Annotated in this window: 22 protein-coding genes; 2 read left to right on the top strand and 20 right to left on the bottom strand. The window is 37.2% G+C overall.

Annotated elements, in window-relative coordinates; all coding sequences use genetic code 11:
- Window positions 1–18 precede the first annotated feature (18 nt).
- A complete protein-coding gene (locus IPI65_10810) occupies window positions 19–1,158 on the top strand; it encodes an acyl-CoA dehydrogenase (GenBank protein ID MBK7442005.1) in 1,140 nt (379 codons plus the stop codon).
- Window positions 1,159–1,496: 338 nt separating this feature from the next.
- Here the strand turns inward: IPI65_10810 and IPI65_10805 are convergent, their stop codons facing one another.
- The 20 genes from IPI65_10805 to IPI65_10710 form a co-directional block, all read right to left on the bottom strand.
- Window positions 1,497–2,210: a DUF2807 domain-containing protein gene (locus tag IPI65_10805; protein ID MBK7442004.1), complete on the bottom strand. Its 714-nt coding sequence runs from the start codon at window positions 2,208–2,210 to the stop codon at window positions 1,497–1,499.
- A gap of 93 nt (window positions 2,211–2,303) precedes the next feature.
- A complete protein-coding gene (locus IPI65_10800; GenBank protein MBK7442003.1) occupies window positions 2,304–3,752 on the bottom strand; it encodes an NADH-quinone oxidoreductase subunit N in 1,449 nt (482 codons plus the stop codon).
- 6 nt (window positions 3,753–3,758) lie between these two features.
- Window positions 3,759–5,222 (bottom strand): NADH-quinone oxidoreductase subunit M, encoded by a 1,464-nt coding sequence (locus IPI65_10795; protein ID MBK7442002.1) that lies wholly within the window; start codon window positions 5,220–5,222, stop codon window positions 3,759–3,761.
- A gap of 3 nt (window positions 5,223–5,225) precedes the next feature.
- Window positions 5,226–7,121, bottom strand: coding sequence for an NADH-quinone oxidoreductase subunit L (gene nuoL / locus IPI65_10790; protein MBK7442001.1), 1,896 nt, complete (start codon window positions 7,119–7,121; stop codon window positions 5,226–5,228).
- An 81-nt stretch (window positions 7,122–7,202) separates the two neighbouring features.
- The gene (gene nuoK / locus IPI65_10785) at window positions 7,203–7,541 is read right to left on the bottom strand and encodes an NADH-quinone oxidoreductase subunit NuoK (protein MBK7442000.1); all 339 of its coding nucleotides are present in this window, start codon (window positions 7,539–7,541) and stop codon (window positions 7,203–7,205) included.
- Complete coding sequence (locus tag IPI65_10780; GenBank protein MBK7441999.1) at window positions 7,534–8,037, bottom strand: NADH-quinone oxidoreductase subunit J; 504 nt, start codon at window positions 8,035–8,037, stop codon at window positions 7,534–7,536. The genes nuoK and IPI65_10780 overlap by 8 nt, the downstream gene beginning before the upstream one ends.
- 39 nt (window positions 8,038–8,076) lie before the next feature.
- The gene (gene nuoI, locus IPI65_10775) at window positions 8,077–8,625 is read right to left on the bottom strand and encodes an NADH-quinone oxidoreductase subunit NuoI (protein MBK7441998.1); all 549 of its coding nucleotides are present in this window, start codon (window positions 8,623–8,625) and stop codon (window positions 8,077–8,079) included.
- A 136-nt stretch (window positions 8,626–8,761) separates the two neighbouring features.
- The gene (locus IPI65_10770) at window positions 8,762–9,151 is read right to left on the bottom strand and encodes a four helix bundle protein (protein MBK7441997.1); all 390 of its coding nucleotides are present in this window, start codon (window positions 9,149–9,151) and stop codon (window positions 8,762–8,764) included.
- Between the two features lie 219 nt (window positions 9,152–9,370).
- Entirely contained in the window at window positions 9,371–10,411 is a 1,041-nt protein-coding gene (nuoH, locus tag IPI65_10765; GenBank protein MBK7441996.1) for an NADH-quinone oxidoreductase subunit NuoH, read from the bottom strand.
- Window positions 10,412–10,751: 340 nt separating this feature from the next.
- Window positions 10,752–11,702, bottom strand: a complete 951-nt coding sequence (locus tag IPI65_10760; GenBank protein ID MBK7441995.1) for a (2Fe-2S)-binding protein — start codon at window positions 11,700–11,702, stop codon at window positions 10,752–10,754.
- Between the two features lie 28 nt (window positions 11,703–11,730).
- Window positions 11,731–13,077, bottom strand: a complete 1,347-nt coding sequence (gene nuoF / locus IPI65_10755) for an NADH-quinone oxidoreductase subunit NuoF (protein MBK7441994.1) — start codon at window positions 13,075–13,077, stop codon at window positions 11,731–11,733.
- A gap of 26 nt (window positions 13,078–13,103) precedes the next feature.
- A complete protein-coding gene (nuoE, locus tag IPI65_10750) occupies window positions 13,104–13,625 on the bottom strand; it encodes an NADH-quinone oxidoreductase subunit NuoE (protein MBK7441993.1) in 522 nt (173 codons plus the stop codon).
- A gap of 39 nt (window positions 13,626–13,664) precedes the next feature.
- On the bottom strand, window positions 13,665–14,909 hold the full coding sequence (locus IPI65_10745) for an NADH-quinone oxidoreductase subunit D (GenBank protein ID MBK7441992.1): 1,245 nt from the start codon (window positions 14,907–14,909) through the stop codon (window positions 13,665–13,667).
- 55 nt (window positions 14,910–14,964) lie between these two features.
- Window positions 14,965–15,474, bottom strand: a complete 510-nt coding sequence (locus IPI65_10740; GenBank protein MBK7441991.1) for an NADH-quinone oxidoreductase subunit C — start codon at window positions 15,472–15,474, stop codon at window positions 14,965–14,967.
- Window positions 15,471–16,016 carry an NADH-quinone oxidoreductase subunit B gene (locus IPI65_10735; GenBank protein MBK7441990.1) on the bottom strand — a complete coding sequence of 182 codons (546 nt, stop codon included), beginning with the start codon at window positions 16,014–16,016 and terminating at the stop codon, window positions 15,471–15,473. Before IPI65_10735 ends, IPI65_10740 begins: the two co-directional genes overlap by 4 nt.
- Before the next feature lie 75 nt (window positions 16,017–16,091).
- Entirely contained in the window at window positions 16,092–16,472 is a 381-nt protein-coding gene (locus IPI65_10730; protein MBK7441989.1) for an NADH-quinone oxidoreductase subunit A, read from the bottom strand.
- 136 nt (window positions 16,473–16,608) lie between these two features.
- Window positions 16,609–17,406: an anti-sigma factor gene (locus IPI65_10725; protein MBK7441988.1), complete on the bottom strand. Its 798-nt coding sequence runs from the start codon at window positions 17,404–17,406 to the stop codon at window positions 16,609–16,611.
- A 14-nt stretch (window positions 17,407–17,420) separates the two neighbouring features.
- Window positions 17,421–17,969 (bottom strand): sigma-70 family RNA polymerase sigma factor, encoded by a 549-nt coding sequence (locus IPI65_10720; protein ID MBK7441987.1) that lies wholly within the window; start codon window positions 17,967–17,969, stop codon window positions 17,421–17,423.
- Window positions 17,970–18,087: 118 nt separating this feature from the next.
- Complete coding sequence (locus tag IPI65_10715) at window positions 18,088–19,257, bottom strand: T9SS type A sorting domain-containing protein (GenBank protein MBK7441986.1); 1,170 nt, start codon at window positions 19,255–19,257, stop codon at window positions 18,088–18,090.
- Window positions 19,258–19,445: 188 nt separating this feature from the next.
- Window positions 19,446–20,195 carry a polyphosphate kinase gene (locus IPI65_10710; protein MBK7441985.1) on the bottom strand — a complete coding sequence of 250 codons (750 nt, stop codon included), beginning with the start codon at window positions 20,193–20,195 and terminating at the stop codon, window positions 19,446–19,448.
- A gap of 122 nt (window positions 20,196–20,317) precedes the next feature.
- On the opposite strand from IPI65_10710, the gene IPI65_10705 reads away from it, so the two are divergent.
- Window positions 20,318–22,963: an AAA family ATPase gene (locus tag IPI65_10705; protein MBK7441984.1), complete on the top strand. Its 2,646-nt coding sequence runs from the start codon at window positions 20,318–20,320 to the stop codon at window positions 22,961–22,963.
- Window positions 22,964–23,135: the final 172 nt, after the last annotated feature.

The raw sequence follows: 23,135 nt of genomic DNA, 5'->3' as shown, positions 1-23,135 counted from the left end.
AACCACAATTGAGATTTTATGCATTTCGAATTAACAGAAGAACAACTCATGATTAAACAAGCGGCAAGAGATTTTGCGCAGAATGTTTTAAAACCGGGCGTAATTGATCGCGACCGCGAGATGCGTTACCCGTATGAGGAAGTGAAACAAATGGGTGAGCTTGGATTTTTAGGTATGATGGTATCGCCCGAATACGGTGGCGGTGGAATGGATACCATGAGTTATGTTTTAGCGATGGAAGAAATTTCGAAAGTTGACAGCTCATGCTCGGTAATTATGAGTGTAAATAATTCGCTGGTATGCTGGGGACTGGAACAATTTGGAACTGAGGAACAAAAAAGAAAATATTTACCGGATTTAGCATCGGGTAAAAAAATTGGTGCCTTTTGTTTAAGCGAACCGGAAGCGGGAAGTGATGCAACTTCGCAACGTACCACTGCAGAAGATAAAGGTGATTACTATTTATTAAACGGAACAAAAAACTGGATTACCAATGGTGGCACTGCAAGTGTTTATTTGGTAATGGCACAAACAGATGTTGCGAAAGGTCATAAAGGCATTAACTGTTTAATCGTAGAAAAAGAGATGCCCGGATTTATTGTTGGGGCTAAAGAAGATAAATTAGGCATTAGAGCAAGTGATACACATACCTTATTATTTAATGATGTAAAAGTGCCAAAAGAAAATCGCATTGGCGACGATGGTTTCGGATTTACTTTTGCCATGAAAACATTAAGTGGTGGTCGTATTGGTATTGCGTCGCAAGCTTTAGGTATTGCTGCAGGTGCTTATGAATTATCGTTAGATTATGCAAAAGTGCGCAAAGCATTTGGTAAAGAAATTGCACAACATCAAGCCATTCAATTTAAACTTGCTGATATGGCAACTGAAATTGAAGCTGCACGTTTATTAATTTATAAAGCGGCACAATTAAAAGATGCGCACGAAAATTATGATCTGGCATCAAGTATGGCGAAAGTTTTTGCAAGTGAAGTGGCTATGAAAACTACTGTTGAAGCGGTACAAATTCACGGTGGTTACGGGTATGTGAAAGAATATCACGTTGAACGTTTAATGCGCGATGCAAAAATTACACAAATTTATGAAGGCACCAGCGAAGTGCAACGTATTGTAATTGGCAGAAGTATTTTGAGATAAAATACTGCTTCAACTAATTAATACAATATTTTATTTTTGGAGCGAGCTACTTTTTCTATACCCGCACAATCGTTCCGGCTATTCGTTGCAACTGCTTATTCGTGCCTCATAAGCAGTTTTCACTACTATCCGGGCTAGAGCAACTGCAGACAAATTATTTAATTAAAAAATCGAATACTTACATGCAGTATTCGATTTTTTATTTTGGATTATATACTTAAGCAAGGTTTTTGCATCGGTATATGAATTTAATTATTTCAACTACATTTTTTTCGGTAGTAAATAAGGGAATTAATAATATTTACCGGGTTGAAATATTTTAATAACTATAACTTTATTTAATCCATTTGTTTAATTCTTCCTGAACCTGCAACAGATTTGTCAATTGCGCTCGGCTGACCTTTATAATAAACTGAACCTGAGCCTGCAATTTCTGCATCTAATTTTCCTGATGCCTGTAGGTAAACGCTTCCACTACCTGCAATTTCTACATCAGCATTTCCTGTAGTTAAGTCTTGTGCTTTATAATTACCGCTACCTGCAATTTCGATATCTGAATTAGTTGATTTTCCGAATAAATTGATATCACCACTGCCTGCAATTTCAGCTTCTACATCTTGCGCATCAATTGTAGCAGTAATAGTACCTGAGCCTGCAATTTCAACATGCAAAGTTTTATTTGTAGTTAAAGTATTCAATGTTTTAAAAGTTCCACTTCCGGCAATACCTATTTTATTTAATTCGGGTGTAGATAAATAAATAGTTACGTGTTTAATATTGCTATTCTTTTTTGTGGAGATAGTGAGTTCATTATCTTTTACTTCCATTACCACATTTGCGAGATCGTCGGCACTACCTTCGGCACGGGCAGTAGTATTAGCACCTTGTGTAAACTGCACCTCAAAAGCACCACCCACGGAAACGGCATTAAATGCTTGTATCGGGAAGTCTTTTGAATCAGGGTTTAATTTGCTCGCGCTAAACGATTGGCACGCTAATGCCATACTTGTGATGAGCATTACAACGAGGGTAGATGGAATTAGTTTTTTCATAAAATTTGTTTTTGAGGTTATAAATATAGTATTATTAAATTAAGTTTGTTATGAAAGATTAGCCCCCCTTAGTGACCATTATTTTAATGGAATTTAAATAACATTAGTTGCTGCAGGGTAAAATATTGATAAATTGGTGCATGGGGAAAATTGCAGAATAGCAGCCATTATGGACGAGACCAAATCGGGCATTATACCGAGTGCCAGCAAAATAATAACGCCAATGGTTAGTACAATTTTATAGCTGAGATGAATGTCGAGCTCCGGAATTTCATCGCCGGCAGACAGGGCAGTGCTCATTACTCGTAAATAATAATAAACGCCTATTAATGAAGTGAGAATGGCAACAATAACCAATTTAATTTCATTGGCACCTATTGCATTTACAAAGATGGCATACTTACCAAAAAATCCGGCCAGTGGTGGAATACCTGCTAATGATAACATGGCAATTGCCAAAACGGTAGCGAGGAATTTATTTTTTGCAAATAATCCACGCAAGCCTGCAATAGTATCCACACCGGTTTGATCTTTAACGATAAAATAAACGGTAAACGCCAGCATACTTCCCACGCCGTAAGCAGCGAGGTAATATAAAATATAGGTGTAGGCATTTTCATTTAATGTAGCTACTGCAACTAATATATAACCTGCATTGGCAATACCTGAATAAGCCAATAATCGTTTTAAATTAGTTTGATATAAAGCTAAAATATTTCCGCCTATCAGCGTAAGTATTGCAACAACGGTTAAGATGTCGGTCCATATTGCTGTTTCGGGAAAAATGGTTCCGTTTATAAAACGAATTAATCCGCCAAAAGCTGCAGTTTTTACAACAGTAGCCATAAATGCTGTTACCACCGTTGGTGAACCCTGGTAAACATCGGGCGCCCAAAAATGAAAAGGCACTGCAGAAATTTTAAATATAAATGCACCTAAAATGAGCACACATCCTGTTACAAATAATGGTGATAAATTTCCGGGGTTGGCATTTACATAAGCAGCAATTTGTTGCAGATCAAATGTTTGAGCCGTTCCATAAATAAAGGTAATTCCCAGTAATAAAAAACAACTTGCGAACGAACCCATTAAAAAATATTTCAAACCGGCTTCATTGCTGAATAAATTACGACGATTACTTGCTGCAAGAATATATAATGGAATACTTAAAATTTCGATGCCCAAAAACAACATCACCAAACTATTATAAGAACACAATAAAATACCACCAATTAATGAGAATATAAACAAGGCATAGATATCGCTTAAGTGTTCAATATTATTGCGGTAATAAAAATTGCTGATTACCAAAATGCCCATGGTAAGCAGAATCATGATAACACTAAAGCCATAAGAATAAGCATCAAATGCCAGCATGTTATGCATGAGGTTTTCATAACCACCATTATAATGCATGATAATAATTCCGAGCGCGGCTAAACATGCCAGTAAAACCAACGGTAAAGCAAGGCGTTTAATATTAAACACACCCACAAACATGGACGCAATACCTGCTGCTGCTAAAACGATTACTGAAGTCATTTATACTTAAATTGAAACACCAATTTTGGTCTTATAAATATTAATTATATCTTGAACTGATTGTTCTGATAAGTTGGTAATAAATGAAGGATAAATTCCCAATGCAAAAATTAAAATTACAATTGGAATCAACACCCATTTATCCATATTATCAATTTCAGTAAAAGTATTTGTTTTTCCGTTTAATTCACCGAGCATTACTTTCTGATAGCTGGTGAACATATACACTGCACCTAAAATGACGCCACTTCCTGCAAACAAACAAATCCACGGACTTACACCATACACTGCATTCAGCAACATAAATTCGCCGGGAAAAGCATTGGTTAATGGCAAGGCAACAGATGCGAGCATAATTACCAGATATAATCCTGCAAACAACGGTGCATTTAAACGCAGGCCACCCATTGCATTTACATCGTGATTACCGAATTTCCTATATAGAATCTGGCAAACATAAAATAATCCGACAACGTTGATACCGTGTGCCATCATTTGTAACATACTGCCTTGCAAACCAATTTCTGTTGCAGTTAAAATTCCGGCAGTAATTAATCCAACGTGAGCAATAGAACTATATGCGAATAATCTTTTTAAATCTTTTTGTAACCAGGCAATAGCGGAAGCATAAAAAACGCCAACTGCTGCGAGTATCATAATAATTCGGCCGTATTCATTAACTGCTTCAGGCACTACAGGTAGAATCCAACGGATAATAGAATACAATCCCATTTTTAACATCACACCCGATAACAACATGGTTGCGGGTGATGGTGAAAAGGTGTAAGTATCCGGTTGCCAGGTATGAAATGGAAATACCGGAATTTTAATTGCGTATGCCAGCATAAATGCCAGGAAAATATACAATTGTGTTGAAGCCGGAATTTGTAACGCGTAAACATTACTGATGTCGGTAGAATTTGTTGCGCCTTGTCCGCTCAACCAAATGATAGCCACCAGCATAAACAAACTTCCGAATAAGGTATAAATAAAGAATTTGAATGTAATTTTTGTTGTTTCGCCCCTGCCCCACCATAACACTAAAAAATAAGCAGGAATTAATGCCAGTTCCCAGAAAATATAATAGAGGAACATATCCAATGAAACAAATACACCGTTCATTGCACCCTGCATGATGAGCATTAAACCAAAAAACAGTCCGGGTTTAGAATAATCATCTTTAAATGAAGAAAGTATAATTAATGGTGCCAGGATATTGCTCAAAATGAGCATCACCATACTAATTCCATCAATACCAATATGGAACCGAACACCGAGCATGTCGATCCAAGGAACATTTGTAACAAATTGCGCACCTGCATGCGGGTCAAATTGAAAATAGGTTGCTACCGTTAATGCTAAGGTAGCCAATGTGGTTACCAATGCAATTTGTTTAGCCATTTGCTGTGGTAAAAGCAGCAAACCTAAACCTGCAACGATGGGTAATAATATGAGTAGTAATGTGAACATGAATTACATCAAAATAATTAATAATAAAATTCCAACCATACCAATGGCCATGGCAAATAAATAAAAACTCACAGCACCTGTCTGTAAATTTTTTAATTGTGTTGAACAATACGCTGTTAATCGTGCTGTACCATTTACAAACCCGTCGATTACCTGCAGGTCGATAATTTTATATAAGAAATTACCGAATGTATGTAATGGTTTTACAACAATTGTATTATATAGTTCATCGATATAATATTTGTGATTTAATACCTTGCCAAATCCAACAATTTGTGCATCGGGTTCCGGCACTGTTTTTTTGATTTTATATTTTAAATGTGCAAAATAAATGGTCAGGAAAATAGCCAATGATGCAATAACCATTAAAATTATTTCCGTATTCATGGTCATATGTTTTTCATCCATTGGCACAACCGGACTTAAATAATGCATCATCATTTTATTACCACCAAATAGATGTGGCACGTTTAATAATCCGCCAAATACTGCAAGCACCGATAAAATAATTAATGGTGTTGTAATTACACGTGGTGATTCATGAATATGGCTGCTAACGTGTTCCGACATTCTTTCATCTCCTCTGAAAACAACTGCGTAAAGACGCATCATATAATATGCAGTAAGTAATCCGGCAAATAATCCAATTACCCAAAGTGCAGGTGAAATATGATATGCAGCAACTAAAATACTATCCTTAGAAAAGAACCCTGAGAACGGAGGCACTGCCATAATTGCTAATACACCAAATCCGAAAACCCAGTGGGTAATTTTCATACGTTTATCTAATCCACCCATTTTACGAATATCCTGTTCGCCACCTAAACCGTGAATAACACTGCCTGCGCTAAGGAATAATAATGCTTTAAAAAATGCATGTGTAATTAAGTGGAACATGGCAGCTTCATATGCGCCGACACCAATTGCAAAAAACATTAAACCGAGCTGACTTACCGTTGAGTAGGCCAGTACTTTTTTAATATCATTTTGTTTTAATGCAATTGAACCGGCGAAAATTGCGGTAGCAATACCAACAATCATGATAACATTTAATGTATCGGGCGCCATGGAAAATAATAAATTACTGCGCACAATCATATAAATACCGGCTGTAACCATGGTTGCTGCATGGATTAATGCAGAAACAGGAGTCGGGCCGGCCATGGCATCGGGTAACCAGGTATATAAAGGAATTTGCGCGCTTTTACCGCAAGCTCCAATAAATAATAAAAGCGTTATAACAGTTAACATTGATTCATCCGGCACCAGGCGTGTTAAACTATCGTTCACACCGGTAAAGGTTAATGAGCCTGCATATTGGAATAATAAAAATAATCCGAACAACATGGCTAAATCGCCGATGCGGTTCATGATAAATGCTTTGTTAGCAGCTTTATTATACTCCTGATTTTTGAACCAGAAGCCGATTAAGAGATAAGAGCATAACCCCACGCCTTCCCAGCCGACAAACATTAAAATGTAATTGTTCGCCATTACGAGGAGGAGCATGAAGAAAATAAATAAATTTAAATAGGAGAAGAAGCGGTTAAATCCTTCATCGCCATGCATATAGCCAATAGAATAAATATGAATCAAACAACCGATGCCGGTTATTACCATCATCATAATAATACTAAGGTGGTCGATTTGAAAGGCAAATGGAATTGTTAAACCCCCAACCTGAAACCAATTTGTTAAAGTAACTTCTATAACATCAGTTGAATTAAGCTGATTAAATAAAACCAGCGATAATACAAATGCGATGCCCACCCATAATGACGCGTGTATACCTGCCATTTTTTCGGAAATTTTACTTTTCATGAAAACATGAATAAAAAATCCAAGCAGTGGCAGCGCCGGAATGAGGGTGGTGATAATATTTAGGGTATTTTGACTCACTTTATTTAATTTTTAATTCGGTGTAATCGCTTTTCAGTGCTTAAACCGGTAATTATTTTTATTTTTTATTCCGTAAACGGATTACCATTTTAGTTTATCTAATGAATTAATGTCGATTGATTTTGTATTTCTGTAAATCATTACGAGCATGGCTAAACCAACAGCAACTTCTGCTGCTGCCACCACCATAATAAAAAATACAAATGCTTGTCCCTGCGGGTCGTTATGGTAAGATGAAAATGCTGCAGCCATTAAATTGATGGCATTCAACATTAATTCGATACTTAAAAAAACAACGATCAGGTTTCTGCGCATTAAAATACCCATTACGCCAATGCTGAATAATATCAGCGAAAGCATAATATAATTTTCGAGTGGTATTACCCGCATTTGTTCACTAAGCGCAACTGCATTATCCATTTGCTTTATCTTTTTTGTTCATAATAATCACGCCGACCATAGCAGATAAAAAAAGCACACTGCTTAATTCGAACGGAATGAGAAATTCGTTAAACAATACTTGTCCTAATGTTTGCACACTACCGGTTGTATTTCCTTCAACCATCGGTAACTGCACCAATTCAGTTTTATAAAAAGATGCAAACAATAATAAAAACACAGAGCCACCTGTTAATATAGCAGCCATACGCAGCATATTACTTTTTGTAAAAACGGATGGTGCATTCAGATTAAGGAACATCAGCACATATAAAAACAGTACCATAATAGCTCCCGCATATACTATAATATGAACGATAGCTAAAAACTGTGCATCAAGCATAATATATAAACCGGCTACTGCAAAAAAACAAACCAATAGATATAATACACTATACATGGCATTTCGTTGAAATAACATGAGCAGGCTACATGCTATCGCAACTGCGGAAAGTGCATAAAAAAATATTTCACTCATTGTTTAGGGTTCTGTATTATTGGGTTTTATGATTTAATGTTACATGGCGCCTTCGCGAATTCCTTTTCTTCTTTCGCTGATATCAATTCTTTTGTCTTTCGCTACCGGTTCAACCAACATATCTTTTGTAAAAATGAATTGATCGCGCTGATAATTGCTCGGTGCAATTCTGTCGGTTAAATAAATAGCATCTTTCGGACAAGCTTCCTCACATAATCCGCAAAAAATGCAACGCAACATATTAATATTATATTCAGCCGCATATTTTTCTTCGCGGTATAAATGTTCTTCCCCTTTCTGACGCTCATCTGCAACAATGGTAATTGCTTCTGCAGGGCAGGCAACAGCACATAATCCGCAAGCAGTGCAATTTTCACGACCTTCTTCATCACGTTTCAATACATGCACACCGCGAAACACCTTACTATGTTCACGCGTTTCTTCAGGATAATTTACAGTCACCTTTTTTGTAAAAAAGTGCGACATGGTAATGCGTAAGCCTCCAAGTATAGCTGGCAGATAGAGACGCTCCGACAGTGTCATCTTCTTGTTGGTTACGATTTTGCTTCTATTTGTTAGACTTTGCATTGTTTAATTATTTTTTGATTGAAGCAGAATTGAACAAAATTGAGGCAAAATTTAGGTTTAAACTATCATTTGCACATTTGTTCAAACAAGCTTCCACTTCCGTAAATTCGAAAGTTTAATCTGGTTTTTATTTTTTTTAATTATTAACCTCATCATCACCTTGTTGCTTGCGCCAACGATTCATTTTTGCTGTTTTTGCGGATGCTGTGAAAATAGCATTTAATTCGTTTGCTTCTTTAAGCAGGTTAAAGGTTACCGTATCAGTTAATACTTCGCCTTCCGTAATCACTTCTAACCAATAGCAGCTTTCGTCTGCTTCTTCATTTACTATTGATAACTTAGCAATAAACTCATTTTGAGATCTTGCCCTACAAGCTGCCCGATAGTTCGCTCCCACTGAAGTGCCGGATTTTGATAATTGTATTTTAAGAACGTTGTTTTCTACTCCCGGAGGAATTTGTTTGCAAACTTTTAAACACTCAATTGCAAAATTCTTCGTCCTGGCTTTTAATAATTCAGGATTCACAAATGTTATTTCTAAGGGTTAAAGGATAAATTATTTATTTATTTGTTTATTGATCAAAATTGAGGCAAAATTTTTAAATTTTTATTCTCGATAACTATCGAGATGGTTATCGGGATTGTATAAATCTGCTCAATGTTGTTCAATCTTGTTTCAATTTTGTTCAATTTTGTTCAATTCAATTCTGCTTCAATCTTGCTTCAATCTTGTTTCAATCTTGCTTCAATTAAAAAATATTATCACCGCTCCCGTAATTAACACATTCAATATCGACAACGGCAATAACACCTTCCATCCTAAATTCAGCAACTGATCAAAACGGAATCTTGGTATTGTCCAGCGAATCCACATAAAGAAGAAAACGAAGAACAATACTTTTGCAAACATCACGGCTACACAAATCAGCACAAACCATATATCACCTACCGAACCCTGCACTGCTTCCATACCCGGAAAATTGTATCCACCAAAATATAAACACGTAATCATTGCACTGGAAATAAACATATTTACATATTCTGCAAATAAATAAAATCCGAGTTTCATGGAGCTATATTCGGTATGAAATCCGCCCACAAGTTCTGTTTCTGATTCCGGTAAATCGAATGGTGTTCTATTACATTCTGCAAACGCACAAATAATAAATATTAAACATCCGAGCGGTTGCACAAAAACATTCCAGTTCATGCCTGCCCAATCGCTTTGTGCATTTACAATATTGCCTAAACTTAATGAGCCGGTTGACATTACCACAGCAATTATGCTCATGCCCATGGCAAGTTCATAACTAATCATTTGACTGGATGCACGAACGGCACCGAGTAATGAATATTTATTGTTTGATGCCCATCCACCAATCATGATACCGTAAACTCCCAAACTCACAACTCCTAAAACATATAAAACACCAATATTAATATCAGCTACCTGCAATGGTACACTAGTTCCATTAATGGTAACATTTGGCCCCCATGGAATTACCGCGCTTGTCATTAATGCCGTAATCATGGTAATAGCGGGACCAGCAATAAATAAAAATCTATTAGACGCCGCTGGAATAAAATCCTCTTTCATAAACATTTTAACACCATCGGCTAAAGGTTGTAACAACCCAAATGGTCCTGCGCGGTTTGGTCCTAGGCGGTCTTGCATAAATGCTGCTACTTTACGTTCAGCATAAGTACTATATGCCGCAATTGCAAGTGATAATGCAAAAAGCACTACAACGAGAATTATTTTAAATATTAATATCGGGTCGATCATTGGAATGATGCGGGGTGTTAATTTTTTAATTGAACAAAATTGAAACAGAATTGAACAAGATTTTGGTTTGGTTTATACTTGTAAATTTTGCTTCGGTTTGTTCTTTTTATTTATAAAATTTATTTATTATTTTTTTCAATTCAGTTTATCCTAATTCGATTGTTCAATTTTGTTCTCCCGACAACTATCGGGATTGTTTCAATCTTGTTTCAATTTTGATCAATTTTGTTCAATCTTGTTCAATTCTGTTTCAATCTTATTTCAATTTTGATCAATCTTGTTCAATTTTGTTCAATTTTGTTCAATCTTGCTCAATCGGCTGTTCAAATTCTATCTCCTCTTACCCATTCAATTTCTTCTGCGTAACCGGTAATTCAAACGGCAGCTCGTAATGATTTTGTGAAATCACTGAGTGACGATCGATATGCGCCGGGCCTTCAATTTTCCAGTCTGCCGTATGTTTTTTATCGAAGCGGCATTCATTACAAATAAACGCTTCACTTTCGCCCCATTGATCTTTTCTGCTGGTTACACGTAAAACTTCTTCGCCTTGATACCATAAGGTAACACTACCTGTACATTTTGTACAATTTCTATGTGCATACACAGGTTTTGTAAACCAAACGCGCGATTTAAATCGGAATGTTTTATCTGTTAATGCACCAACCGGACAAACATCAATCATGTTGCCGGAAAAATCGTTGTCGATTGCTTTTTCGATATATGTTGAAATTTCTGAAACTTCTCCCCTGCCAATAATACCATGAACACGTTCATCGGTTAACTGATCGGCAACTTGTGTGCAGCGATAACATAAAATGCAACGATTCATGTGCAATTTAATTTTATCGCCGATATCTATTGTTGGAAAAGTTCTGCGTTTAAATTCGTAGCGACTTTTTGCTGCGCCGTGTTCGTAACTTAAATCTTGTAAATGACATTCACCGGCCTGATCGCAAACGGGGCAATCGAGCGGATGATTAACCAGTAAAAATTCAACAACACCTTTTCTTGCTTCAATTACTTCCGGAGAAGTTACATTTTTAACTTCCATGCCATCCATTACTGCTGTGCGGCAACTTGCAACCAGTTTCGGCATTGGGCGGGGATCTTTTTCGCTGCCTTTGGTTACTTTCACCAAACACACACGACATTTTCCACCGCTGCCTTTTAGTTTTGAATAATAACACATTGCAGGTGGCACATTTTCACCAATCATTCTTGCAGCTTCCAAAATGGTTGTTCCTGCAGGAACTTCAATGCTGATATCGTCGATTGTTACTTTTGGCATTTTATTAACTTATAACAATTAAATTGTTTTATACACTTTGCATTTTCATTTCCGGCTGGTATACATGATCTTCATCAAATACACGATTCGGATATTTCACATGATATTCAAATTCATGACGGAAATGGCGAATTGCTGCTGCTACCGGCCATGCTGCTGCATCACCTAAAGGACAAATGGTATTTCCTTCAATTTTGCGTTGAATATCCCATAATAAATCAATGTCTTCCATTTTACCATGACCGTATTCTATATTATGTAACACACGTTCCATCCAGCCGGTTCCTTCGCGGCAAGGTGAACATTGTCCGCAACTTTCATGGTGATAAAAACGAGCAAAGTTCCAGGTGTTTCGAACGATACATGCTTTTTCATCATAAACAATAAATCCGCCTGAGCCTAACATACTTCCTGTAGCAAATCCACCTTCACTTAAACTTTCGTAAGTCATTAAGCGCGGATTACCATCACTCATTTTTAATAATAAATGTTTTGGTAAAATCGGCACTGAACTTCCACCGGGAACACAGGCTTTTAATTCGAGATTATTTTTTATCCCACCACAATATTCATCTGAATAAATAAATTCTTCAACCGAAATTCCCATTTCAATTTCAAACACACCCGGTTTATTAATATTTCCTGATGCAGAAATTAATTTTGTTCCTGTTGATTTTCCGATTCCGATTTTAGCATATTCATCACCACCATCATTAATAATCGGAACTACTGCAGCTATTGATTCAACATTATTTACAATAGTAGGACATCCCCACAAACCTGCAATTGCCGGAAAAGGTGGTTTAATACGCGGATTACCACGTTTGCCTTCCAGCGATTCAATTAATGCCGTTTCTTCCCCACAGATATATGCGCCTGCACCGGGATGCACATGTAAATCGAGTGCGTAACCGCTGCCTAAAATGTTTTCTCCCAAATAACCTTTTGCGTATGCTTCAGCAATTGCTTTTTCGAGGATGCGCAAAATGAACATATATTCACCACGTATATAAATATACGCTGTGCGGCAACCCAAAGCATAACTGGAAACAATCATCCCTTCAATTAATAAATGCGGGATTTTTTCCATTAATAATCTGTCTTTAAAAGTTCCGGGCTCACTTTCATCTGCATTGCATAATAAATATCTTGGTTTACCGGAATTTTTATCCAGGAAACTCCACTTCATTCCGGTAGCAAACCCCGCGCCGCCGCGACCGCGTAATCCTGATTTTTTTACTTCTTCAGTAACTTCATCAGGTGTCATTTTTTTTAAAGCTTTCTCAACCGAACGATAGCCGCCATTTTGCAGATATCCCTCCATCGTATTGATGTTTGCTTTATTGAGATGTTCTAATAATAATTTGCGACCCATATATTCGTTTGCTATGCTTTATAGCATTAATTATTAATTGCTTTTAATTTTTCCTGTTTCAAATTTTCTAATATCTGATCTACTTTTTCTTCGGTTAAATGTTCGTAAAAAGTTTCACCAATCTGAAACATTGGAGCATAACCACAAGCACCTAAACATTCCACTGTTTTTAAAGTGAACATATTGTCTCTTGTTGTTTCTCCAACTTTTATATTTAATTTTTTTTCAATGTATTGCACTATTTTTTCTGCACCATTTAAACAACAAGGTCCTGTTTGACAAACTTCAATTAAAATTTTGCCGACAGGTTTGGTATTGTACATGGAATAAAAAGTAGCCACCTCATAAACTTCAATTGGTTGAATGTGTAACAAGCGTGCAACATAATCCATTACATCTGCGCTTAGCCATCCACCAAATTCATTTTGTGCAATATGTAACACCGGCAATAACGCAGATTTCATTTTATCTTGCGGATAATGACTCACAATGCGGCTTACTTCAAGCATCGCTTCCGGTGAAAATTCTATTTTTTGTACTTCTGTCATTACTTCTATAAAAATTACTCCACAACGGAGATAAATAAATTACGCATCTAATTCTCCTGCAATTACATTCATGCTACTCATCGTAATAATTGCATCACTCAACAACGCACCTTTAATCATTTCAGGATATGCCTGATAATAAATAAAACATGGTCGGCGGAAATGTAAACGGAATGGTTGTCGTCCACCATCACTCACCAAATAAAATCCTAACTCACCATTTCCTCCTTCAACACAATGATACACCTGACCTTTAGGAACATCTACCTCACCCATAACAATTTTAAAATGCCAGATTAATCCTTCCATCGTATTATAAACTGCATCTTTCGGAGGCAAATAAAATTCAGGAACATCAGCAAAAAATTCATTTGTTTTTGGCATTTTATCCAATGCCTGGCGAATAATGCTTAAGCTCTGCCACATTTCTTCTTCACGAACACAAAATCTGTCGTAAGTATCACCTGCAGTTCCTATTGGAATAATAAAATCGAAATCTTCATAACTGCTGTAAGGCGTCATTACACGAACATCATAATCAACACCTGCAGCACGTAAATTTGGTCCTGTAAATCCGTATTCCAAAGCGCGTTCACCGGAAATTGGACCTGTTTTAATTGTTCTATCCATGAAAATGCGATTACGCATTACCATATTTTCAAATTCTTTTAATGCCTTTGGAAAATCTTTAAGGAATTCATCAATGCGACGATATACATCAGGTGTAAAATCGCGTTCAAATCCACCAATGCGACCAATGTTTGTTGTTAATCGTGCGCCGCAGATTTGTTCGTATATTTCATAAATTTTTTCTCTCCACTGAAACACGTATAAAAATCCGGTAAGTGCACCTGTATCAACGGCAATAACTGAATTACAAACAATATGATCGGCAATACGTGCAAGCTCCATAATTATCACGCGCATATAATCCACTTTTTTAGGGATTTGCACATTTAATAATTTTTCGACTGTCATATGCCAGCCGAAATTATTTATTGGCGAGGAGCAATAATTCATCCTGTCGGTAATTGGTGTTACCTGATAAAACGGGCGATGTTCAGCCAATTTTTCAAATGCGCGATGAATATATCCGATAGTAGGTTGAGCATCAACAATAATTTCTCCGTCCATCTTTAAGATGTTTTGGAAAATACCGTGTGTAGCAGGGTGGGTTGGACCGAGGTTGAGGTAATTATATTGTTTTAATTCCTCATCGGTTTGTTCCACTCCGTTTAAAAACTGGCGGTCTTTTTTATCGCTGCTTAATGGTAAATTGCTCATTGTTTTTTTATTCCTTAGAAGTAATTAAACTTCACCATTTTTATTTTTACGGATATTATCTTCCGAAATATTTATCGTCTTTATCTGTTCTTGTTCCGTCTTCTAACGGATATTGTTTTAGCAATGGATGATATTGCATATCTTCCATATTTAATATTCTGCGCAAATCGGGGTGACCGGTGAAATTAATTCCGAAAAAATCGAAAGTTTCACGTTCCATCCAGTTTGCTGTTCTGTATAAACCTGTTACGGTTGGTACTTTCGGGTCGCTGATAGAAAATAAAATGTGTAAGCGGATACGTTTATTATTTGCGAAACTGTGCATGTGATAAACCACGCCTAATTCTTCACCTTTATTATCAGGAAAATGCATGCCGCACAAGCTGGTTAAAAAGTTGAAGCTTAATAAATTGCTGTCGCGCAGCCATTGAATGATTTCGATAATTTTTTCGCGTTTCACTACGATATCAAGCATACCGTATGATTCTTCCACGCTGCGGATTGCATCGCCGAATTGCTCTTTGAGGAGGCTTTCGATTAACCCGTTTTCTACTTTATCGCTCATTCTATTCCGTAGCTGGTTAATAATTTTTGATATTCATCAGATTCTCTTCTTCTAAAACTTTCCGTTTTAATGAGTTCCTGAATTTTAATAATTCCATCGAGGATTGCCTCAGGCGGAGGCGGACAACCCGGCACGTAAACATCAACAGGAATTACTTTATCGATACCTTGTAAAACTGAATAAGTATCAAAAATTCCACCGCTTGATGCGCAGGCTCCAACAGCAATAACCCATTTAGGTTCAGCCATTTGAATATACACCTGTTTGAGTACCGGTCCCATTTTTTTCGAGATGGTACCCATTACCATTAATAAATCGGCCTGACGGGGAGAAAAACTTAAACGTTCGGCACCAAAACGGCCGAGGTCGTAAGTAGCGCCCATGGTTGCCATAAATTCGATTCCACAACAAGAGGTTGCAAAAGGGAGGGGCCAAATCGAGTTAGCTCGGGCCAGGCCTACAATTTTTTCGAGGCGGGTAAGACCGTAGCCTTCGCCTGTATACATTTCCGGTGCTTCTGTAACTTTTACCACTTCGGCAATATTTTAAGATTCGTTTTTGGCGAACCGGTTAATTTATCGAGATTGGCTGATTTGAATTGCTTCAAAATCAGTAAGTTATTCCCACTTCAGGGCACCCTTTTTAATAATATAAAAGTAGCCGAGGAGCAGAGGCGCTATGAACGCTAACATTTTAACAAATCCTGCTTCACCTAGTTCCCGAAAATTAACGGCCCAGGGATAAAAGAAAATTACTTCCACATCAAACAACACAAATAAAATTGCCACCAGAAAGTATTTCACTGAAAAAGGCAAACGTGCATTTCCGATGGAATCCAAACCACATTCAAAACTTTCAAATTTCTTTACCGACTTATGTTTCGGGCCGATTTTTTGAGCGAAATAAATTGTGGTAACAACGAAACCTGCCGCCACAATAAATTGCACAAAAATGGCTGCATAATCCAGTAACTGTGTATTCGCTATTGATTGTTCCATTTTCCCTGCAAGCGTTTATTAAAATGCACGGCAAAGGTAGGAAAATGAAATCGGAAAAAGCATGCTTTCCTGATTACAAATTATGAAAATTTGTGATGCAGTTGAATAATTAAAAGGACGTTGAGAAATATTGTGATTAAACGCCACCAACTACGTAGAGTAGTTCTAAAGTAGGTGTTGCACTTCCGCCTACAGGTTCAAGTGTAACGGCAAAGGCATCAGCCTCTGTAATTCGTTTCATTTGCTGTAATTCGCCATTGATATCAAACACACCCGCATCAACAGGTTTTCCGTCTTTTAAAGCCCAGAGTTGGTATTGTTTACCGGCCTCAGGAGTAGGAAGTTTGCTGGCATAAACATAAACCTGTCCGGTTGATTTATCCCAATAAACCATTGAAGCAGCCGAAGGACTAATAGGCTGTCCTTTCATCGTAATGGCTACGTAAGCGGGATTTTTGATAATATTTAAATCGGACTCTAAGTTTTGATAATTGGCCTTAAGGGTTTCGAATTCACCTGCCATGAAGGTATTATCTTCACGAATATCGGCAAGTTCACCACTAACGGTTTTGTATTTATTGAAATAATAAACGTTAACGGCAACGGAAATAAACAATAAAATAGAGGCTGCGTAAGCCAGACTGCGCAGGATATTACCGGTTGATCTCGGCTTCATTTGAACTACTTTAGGGGAAGCTGTTTTTACCTGGGTATTTTCAACTTCTGCCAAAATTGAGTGCAACACATTTTTAGAGGGTTCAACCGCGTGCATCATGGCATACTTCTCCATTGCAATTTCAATTGCATTGAGTTCTTCACGTATTTCAGGATGCAATGCAGCCTGGGCTTCTACCTCCTTCCTTTCGGATTCTGATAGGTCGCCTGAAACGTAAAGTTCAAGTATTCCTGATGATATGTAATCGTTGATATTCAAAATTTTACTCCTTATTATATGATATTTCGTAATTCAATTATTGCGCTTCGTAATCTGGTTTTGACCGTCCCCAATGGCATTTGCAGCTCTTCAGATACCTCCTGATGGGTGTATCCTTTAAAATAAATGAGGTCGATCAACTGTTTCCATTCCGGTTTTAACTTCTCCACCAAATCCTTGATACCTATAGTATCGGGCTTGATATCGTCGTAAATTTTGGTTGGATTTTCCAGTAATACTGTTTCATCACTCGCTGTCTGCTTATTATTTTTAAACCCTTTGCTGCGCATTTTATCGATGGCAGCATTTCGGCAAATATTCAGCATCCAGGTAAATAAGCGCCCTTTTGAGGCTTCATATGATGCAGCATTGTTCCAGATTTTCAAGAACGCTTCCTGCAGAACATCCTCTGCAAGATGGTCATCTTTAACCATACGCGAAATGACGCCAAATAGCGCTGAAGCGTATTTCTCATAAACGATTTTGAGCACGGACGAATCCTGAGTCTGCAATCCCGTGATGAGCGCCTCTTCGTTTGCCTGTATGTTCGAAGCGTTGTTCACTTAGTGGTTTTGATAACTGGACAAATTTACGAGGAAATTGTTCGCTCGGTTTTAAAAGTTTAGAAAATTCTTAAATTACCTGTAATTTACCCTGAAATTGGCAATTTGGAGGTTAAATTTATTTAGCAAGGGTGAAAAGTTGCGTATCCGAGCCCTGTTCCTTAATAAAAGTGACCGTGTATATGCCGGAAGGAAACTTTGCCATGCTGATGCTTTTTTTGAATAATCCGGTGTATGACTCAACAGGGGCTTCCAATAAAGTTCTTCCTTCGCAATCTGTAATGATGTATTGCAATACAGGATTAACATCATCGGCTATGATTACAATATTATCAGAAGTAGGGTTGGGATACACCATGGTTGTAACAATGTTGCTGTTTTCATTTTTAAGGTAAACAATATCTGAACTGAATTTCCTCCCTTCAAAATTTACTTCTCTTATTCTATAGTATGCTGATGTATTGAAATTGTTATCATAAAAATCATAGGTATGAGTAAATGGTGTTGTTCCGTTGCCCGGAATAAACCCGATTGAGTCAAATTCTGTAAAATTTACGCTTTTTTCAACCTGGAAGCCATTGCAGTTGTTTTCGCTTGCTGTTGACCAGGTGAGTTTTGCAACCCTTTCGCCTGCAACTTCTGCTTTAAATTCGAGGAGTTCAACAGGTAAAAGTAGTGCGCATGATATTAAAACATTGTCGATACCGTTGGTTTCGTAGGTTAATCCGGAGTATTCTGCTCTGATGCGGATTTTACTTACATCACTCAAAATAGCCAACATTTGTGCTGCAGTAGCAGCCGGAGCGGCTCCCGCTATTGATGAACCATATTTCCAACCCGCCGCATCGTTAAGTGTTATTATATAATTAAGCCAAGTGTTTATTACAACCGGGTCCGTATAATTATAAACCATTGTATCGCCGGTAGTATTAAAAATCATGACATCATAATAATTAGTCATAATACCCAAATGCGAAGTTTGATATAAATCGAAACTCAGGTAACAGTCGTAATATGCCGAAAGGTCACCCTTAAATTCTGTTGGCCCCATCCATCCCCAAGCTCCAACTGAAATATCGGTTTCAAAAACATAACCACCGGGATTACCACCTGTAGCGGACCAATTTATGGGAAGCCCCGGGGCGCCACCTGAAGGTTCATTATAAACTTTCCAAGTTTCATCACTTGCAGTAAAATCGCTCAAAATCTGCGCAGGCAGGGTCATCCATCCACATAAAATGCAGCAGAAAACCAGGACTTTAAACGTGTATGTTTTGATTTTGCCCAATTAAATAAAGAGTTTTACCCCTAAAATACCATACAAGATTACAGCATCTCTTATAAATCTCCAAAACTTTTAAACAAAATTTTTTGTGATGCAACCTTCTGAAAATCAATACCGTCGGGCTAAAAATTACTGATTAACCAGCTTTTTGGAGAAGATGTTGACAAGCCCTATTGTACAAACAACCTAATTTATTTACCAGGCAGCTCAGGATATTTCAAATCCAGTGCCTGCAAAGCTTCCACGATTTTTTTTGCGATAAGATATTCTTTGTACCAGTTTTTATCGGCAGGAATTACATTCCATGGAATTTCGGGGCTGCATTTGTTAAATGCGGTTTCGTATGCATCCATGTATTCGGGCCAGCGCTTGCTTTCTTCGATGTCGTTAGCATTGTATTTCCACATTTTTCGGGGGTCAGAAAGGCGCTCTTCTAGGCGCTCAAGCTGCTCCTTCGGACTCACATGCAGATAAAATTTGAGTATAACAGTGCCATTTTCCTGAATAAGTTTTTCGAAGGCGTTGATATGGTCGTAACGGCGTTGAATGGTGGCATCATCAACCCATTTATGCACTTTTTGGATTACAACATCCTCATAATGAGAGCGGTTGAAAATTTGAATCATACCTTTTGCAGGCATATTTCGATGTATACGCCATAAAAAATCATGGCTCATTTCTTCTTCCGTAGGCTTTTTAAACCCCTGAACATGACAACCCATTGGATTTACACCCGAAAACACTTCCTTAATTACACCATCTTTCCCACTGGCATCCATTCCCTGTAAAATAACTAACAGACTGAATTTCTGCTGGGCAAACAGTACGTTTTGTAATTCACTCAACGTGTTAATGTATTTTTTTGTTGCTTTTTCACAATCATCCTTGTCTATACTTTTAGCCGGAAGGGTGTCAATATCTGAAAGTTTAATATGCTGCATACGATAAAATTATTTCTGCAAAAGTAATGAAACGCCCGGCCTTTTGGAGCAGTAGCAAAGAATTGCACAATTCGAATAAATATCTAAATTTACATCCGCCCTGAAACAAGGGTACTAAGGTTATGGCAAAAAAGAATGAAGAAAAAAAGCGCTTTAAGTTTAAAGAAATGAAAGTGTATGGTTCGTTGGAAAATTTTTTCGGCAACCAAAAAAATTATCGTATTGTTTTTGATGAAACAGAAGTGTGTTATGTAAATGTTGAATTACAACTTTTCAATATTTTATTTGACGAAGAAGAATGGAAAACAAAAGTAAAAATTAAAGCAAGCGAATATTATGATAATAAGGAGATGTGTAATATCGATAAAGATATTATTGTAACTCCCGACCAAAATGTAATTATGATTCGCGAAGGATGGGGAACACCTAATCCGGGATGGTGGAAAAAAGGTACGTATAAATGGGAAGTATTTTTAGATGATGTATTAGTTGGTACCAATTATTTTTATATCACCGCTAATGGCCAGGTTACCGCAAGTAACAATCCTTATTTCGATTTTAATACAATTAAATTATTTAATAGTCCGAAAGGCACACTTGCACGTGAGCAACGAAAATATATGACGGCATTTAATAAAGATACCGCGCAGTATATTTCCATTGAGTTGGATATGAATAATAAAATTACGCACGAAAAATATTTTCCTTTAGAATTAAATTTATATTTCTACAACGACACCCGACAATTAAAAGGCGCTTGTTACTGGTTTGAACACGTAAACGACAGTCGCAAAAATATTGTGATGGATGTTGGTTACGGAGCAGAAGGAACAGGATTTTGGTATCCGGATAAATATACCTGCGAAGTGGTATTTATGGATAATATTGTTGCAATTGTACCTTTTGAAGTTGGAACAGCAGATATTGAATTAACAGGTACTCCGGTTTGGCTTACCAATATTGGACAAGGAGATCAGGTGCATGCAGTAGTAGCAGAACAAACAGATGAAGCTACCTTTGAAAGTGCAAAAAAAGAATTGGATGAATTAATAGGTTTACAAACCGTTAAAACAGAAATTAATGAACTCACCACATATTTAAAATTTTTAAAAATTCGTCAGGAAAAAGGGTTCGAAGAAAAAAACAGAATTAATTTAAATATGGTATTTACCGGCAATCCGGGAACAGGTAAAACAACTGTTGCACGCATGCTGGGTAAAATTTACAAAGCACTGGGATTATTAAAACGCCCTGATGTAACAGAAGTTGGGCGGGTAGATTTAGTTGCAGAATATATTGGTCAAACCGCACCAAAAACCAAAGCTGCAATCGACAGAGCACGTGGTGGTATTTTATTTATAGATGAAGCTTATGCTTTGAGCGACCGTGGCGATGATGGAAAAGATTTTGGTAAAGAGGTAATTGAAGTTATCATAAAAGAGATGAGTGATGGTCCGGGAGATGTTGCATTTATATTTGCCGGTTATCCAAAAGAAATGCGCGATTTTTTAAATTCGAATCCGGGTTTAAGTTCACGTGTTGCTCAGGTAATTAATTTCCCGGATTACAATCCGGATGAACTAATGGATATTGCTGCTTACGATAGTAATAAGCGTGGTGTTAAAATTTCGGAAGAAGCAAAAAATCTGGTTTACATGAAAGTGGTGGAAGCCTATCGCAATCGTGATAATAAATTTGGTAATGCTCGTTATGTAAATTCAATTATTGAAGAAGCAAAACAAAATATGGCATTGCGTTTAATGAAATCAGAAAATCCGGAAAACTTAACCAACGAAGATTTAAGCACCATTAATTTAATTGATGTTGAAGAAATTTTCGGAATGGGCATTGCAAAAAAATCGGAGTTGCCTATTGATGAAGTTTTATTGCAGGATGCCATGAGTCAGTTAAAAGAATTAACCGGCATGGCAAATGTGAAAAATGAAATTGAGGAAACGGTGAAACTGGTTCGTTACTACAAAGAAATTGGCCGCGATGTAAAAAAATCGTTTTCGTTACATACTGTATTTACAGGTAATCCCGGAACAGGTAAAACTACGGTTGCGCGCATTTTGGTAAAAATATTTAAAGCACTTGGTATTTTAGAACGTGGTCATTTAATTGAAACCGACCGTGAAGGAATGGTTGCAGGATATGTAGGCCAAACTGCTATTAAAGCTGATAGTATGATAGAAGCTGCAATGGGTGGCGGTTTATTTATTGATGAAGCTTATGCGTTAAGTCAGGGCGGAGAAAATGATTTTGGACGAGAAGCAATTGAAACCTTATTAAAACGCATGGAGGATCATCGTGGTGAGTTTATTGTAATTGTTGCAGGATATACTGAAAACATGGCGCGTTTCCTTGAGTCGAATCCGGGGTTAAAATCGCGTTTTGATAAATTTATTCACTTTGAAGATTACCAACCTGAAGAATTATTTGAAATTACCGCCAACCTGTTGAATAAAGAATTTTTATTCTTGAACGAAGAGGCTGCGACACATCTAAAATCATACATCGGTGTATTAGTTGCAAACAGGAACAAATATTTTGGTAATGCGCGCACCATGCGAAAAATTGTGGCAGACATTGTGCATCATCAAAATTTGCGCATGGCAGGTATTCCCGCGGCACAACGTACACCTGAAATGATTAAAACGGTAACTATTGATGATGTGAAAGGATTTACGGTTGATGGTGAATTAAACACAACAGCCCGCGAAAGTATCGGCTTTAAATTAGGTGCCGGAAATAAAAATCCAAATTAAAAGATACCTACACTTATTTAACCGTCAATTCAACCGAATTGGCGGTTTTTTTATGTTTTTTGTTGTTTTAGCAGGCCGAAAATGCCTCTATTTTATGAAACTCGCCTTTTTGTGTCCCTAATGTAACTGCCTGAAACCCTTTAGAATAGGCTAAACCTGCGTCCGTCCGGTT

The organism is Bacteroidota bacterium (genome assembly GCA_016706255.1).
GTDB lineage: Bacteria > Bacteroidota > Bacteroidia > Chitinophagales > BACL12 > UBA7236.
The sequence above is the reverse complement of the archived record's forward strand: the minus strand, read 5'-3'. Positions and strand labels throughout refer to the sequence as shown.

Bases quoted from the DNA above. Each gene is read 5' to 3' on its own strand.
- nuoE (MBK7441993.1), bottom strand. From the start codon at position 13,625: ATGACAGAAGTACAAAAAATAGAATTTTCACCGGAAGCGATGCTTGAA.
- IPI65_10705 (MBK7441984.1), top strand. From the start codon at position 20,318: ATGGCAAAAAAGAATGAAGAAAAAAAGCGCTTTAAGTTTAAAGAAATG.
- nuoI (MBK7441998.1), bottom strand. From the start codon at position 8,625: ATGCAAAGTCTAACAAATAGAAGCAAAATCGTAACCAACAAGAAGATG.
- IPI65_10800 (MBK7442003.1), bottom strand. From the start codon at position 3,752: ATGACTTCAGTAATCGTTTTAGCAGCAGCAGGTATTGCGTCCATGTTT.
- IPI65_10810 (MBK7442005.1), top strand. From the start codon at position 19: ATGCATTTCGAATTAACAGAAGAACAACTCATGATTAAACAAGCGGCA.
- IPI65_10780 (MBK7441999.1), bottom strand. From the start codon at position 8,037: ATGAGTGAAATATTTTTTTATGCACTTTCCGCAGTTGCGATAGCATGT.
- IPI65_10805 (MBK7442004.1), bottom strand. From the start codon at position 2,210: ATGAAAAAACTAATTCCATCTACCCTCGTTGTAATGCTCATCACAAGT.
- IPI65_10740 (MBK7441991.1), bottom strand. From the start codon at position 15,474: ATGAGCGATAAAGTAGAAAACGGGTTAATCGAAAGCCTCCTCAAAGAG.
- nuoF (MBK7441994.1), bottom strand. From the start codon at position 13,077: ATGGGTCGCAAATTATTATTAGAACATCTCAATAAAGCAAACATCAAT.
- IPI65_10795 (MBK7442002.1), bottom strand. From the start codon at position 5,222: ATGTTCACATTACTACTCATATTATTACCCATCGTTGCAGGTTTAGGT.
- IPI65_10745 (MBK7441992.1), bottom strand. From the start codon at position 14,909: ATGAGCAATTTACCATTAAGCAGCGATAAAAAAGACCGCCAGTTTTTA.
- nuoH (MBK7441996.1), bottom strand. From the start codon at position 10,411: ATGATCGACCCGATATTAATATTTAAAATAATTCTCGTTGTAGTGCTT.
- nuoK (MBK7442000.1), bottom strand. From the start codon at position 7,541: ATGGATAATGCAGTTGCGCTTAGTGAACAAATGCGGGTAATACCACTC.
- IPI65_10710 (MBK7441985.1), bottom strand. From the start codon at position 20,195: ATGCAGCATATTAAACTTTCAGATATTGACACCCTTCCGGCTAAAAGT.
- IPI65_10760 (MBK7441995.1), bottom strand. From the start codon at position 11,702: ATGCCAAAAGTAACAATCGACGATATCAGCATTGAAGTTCCTGCAGGA.
- IPI65_10730 (MBK7441989.1), bottom strand. From the start codon at position 16,472: ATGGAACAATCAATAGCGAATACACAGTTACTGGATTATGCAGCCATT.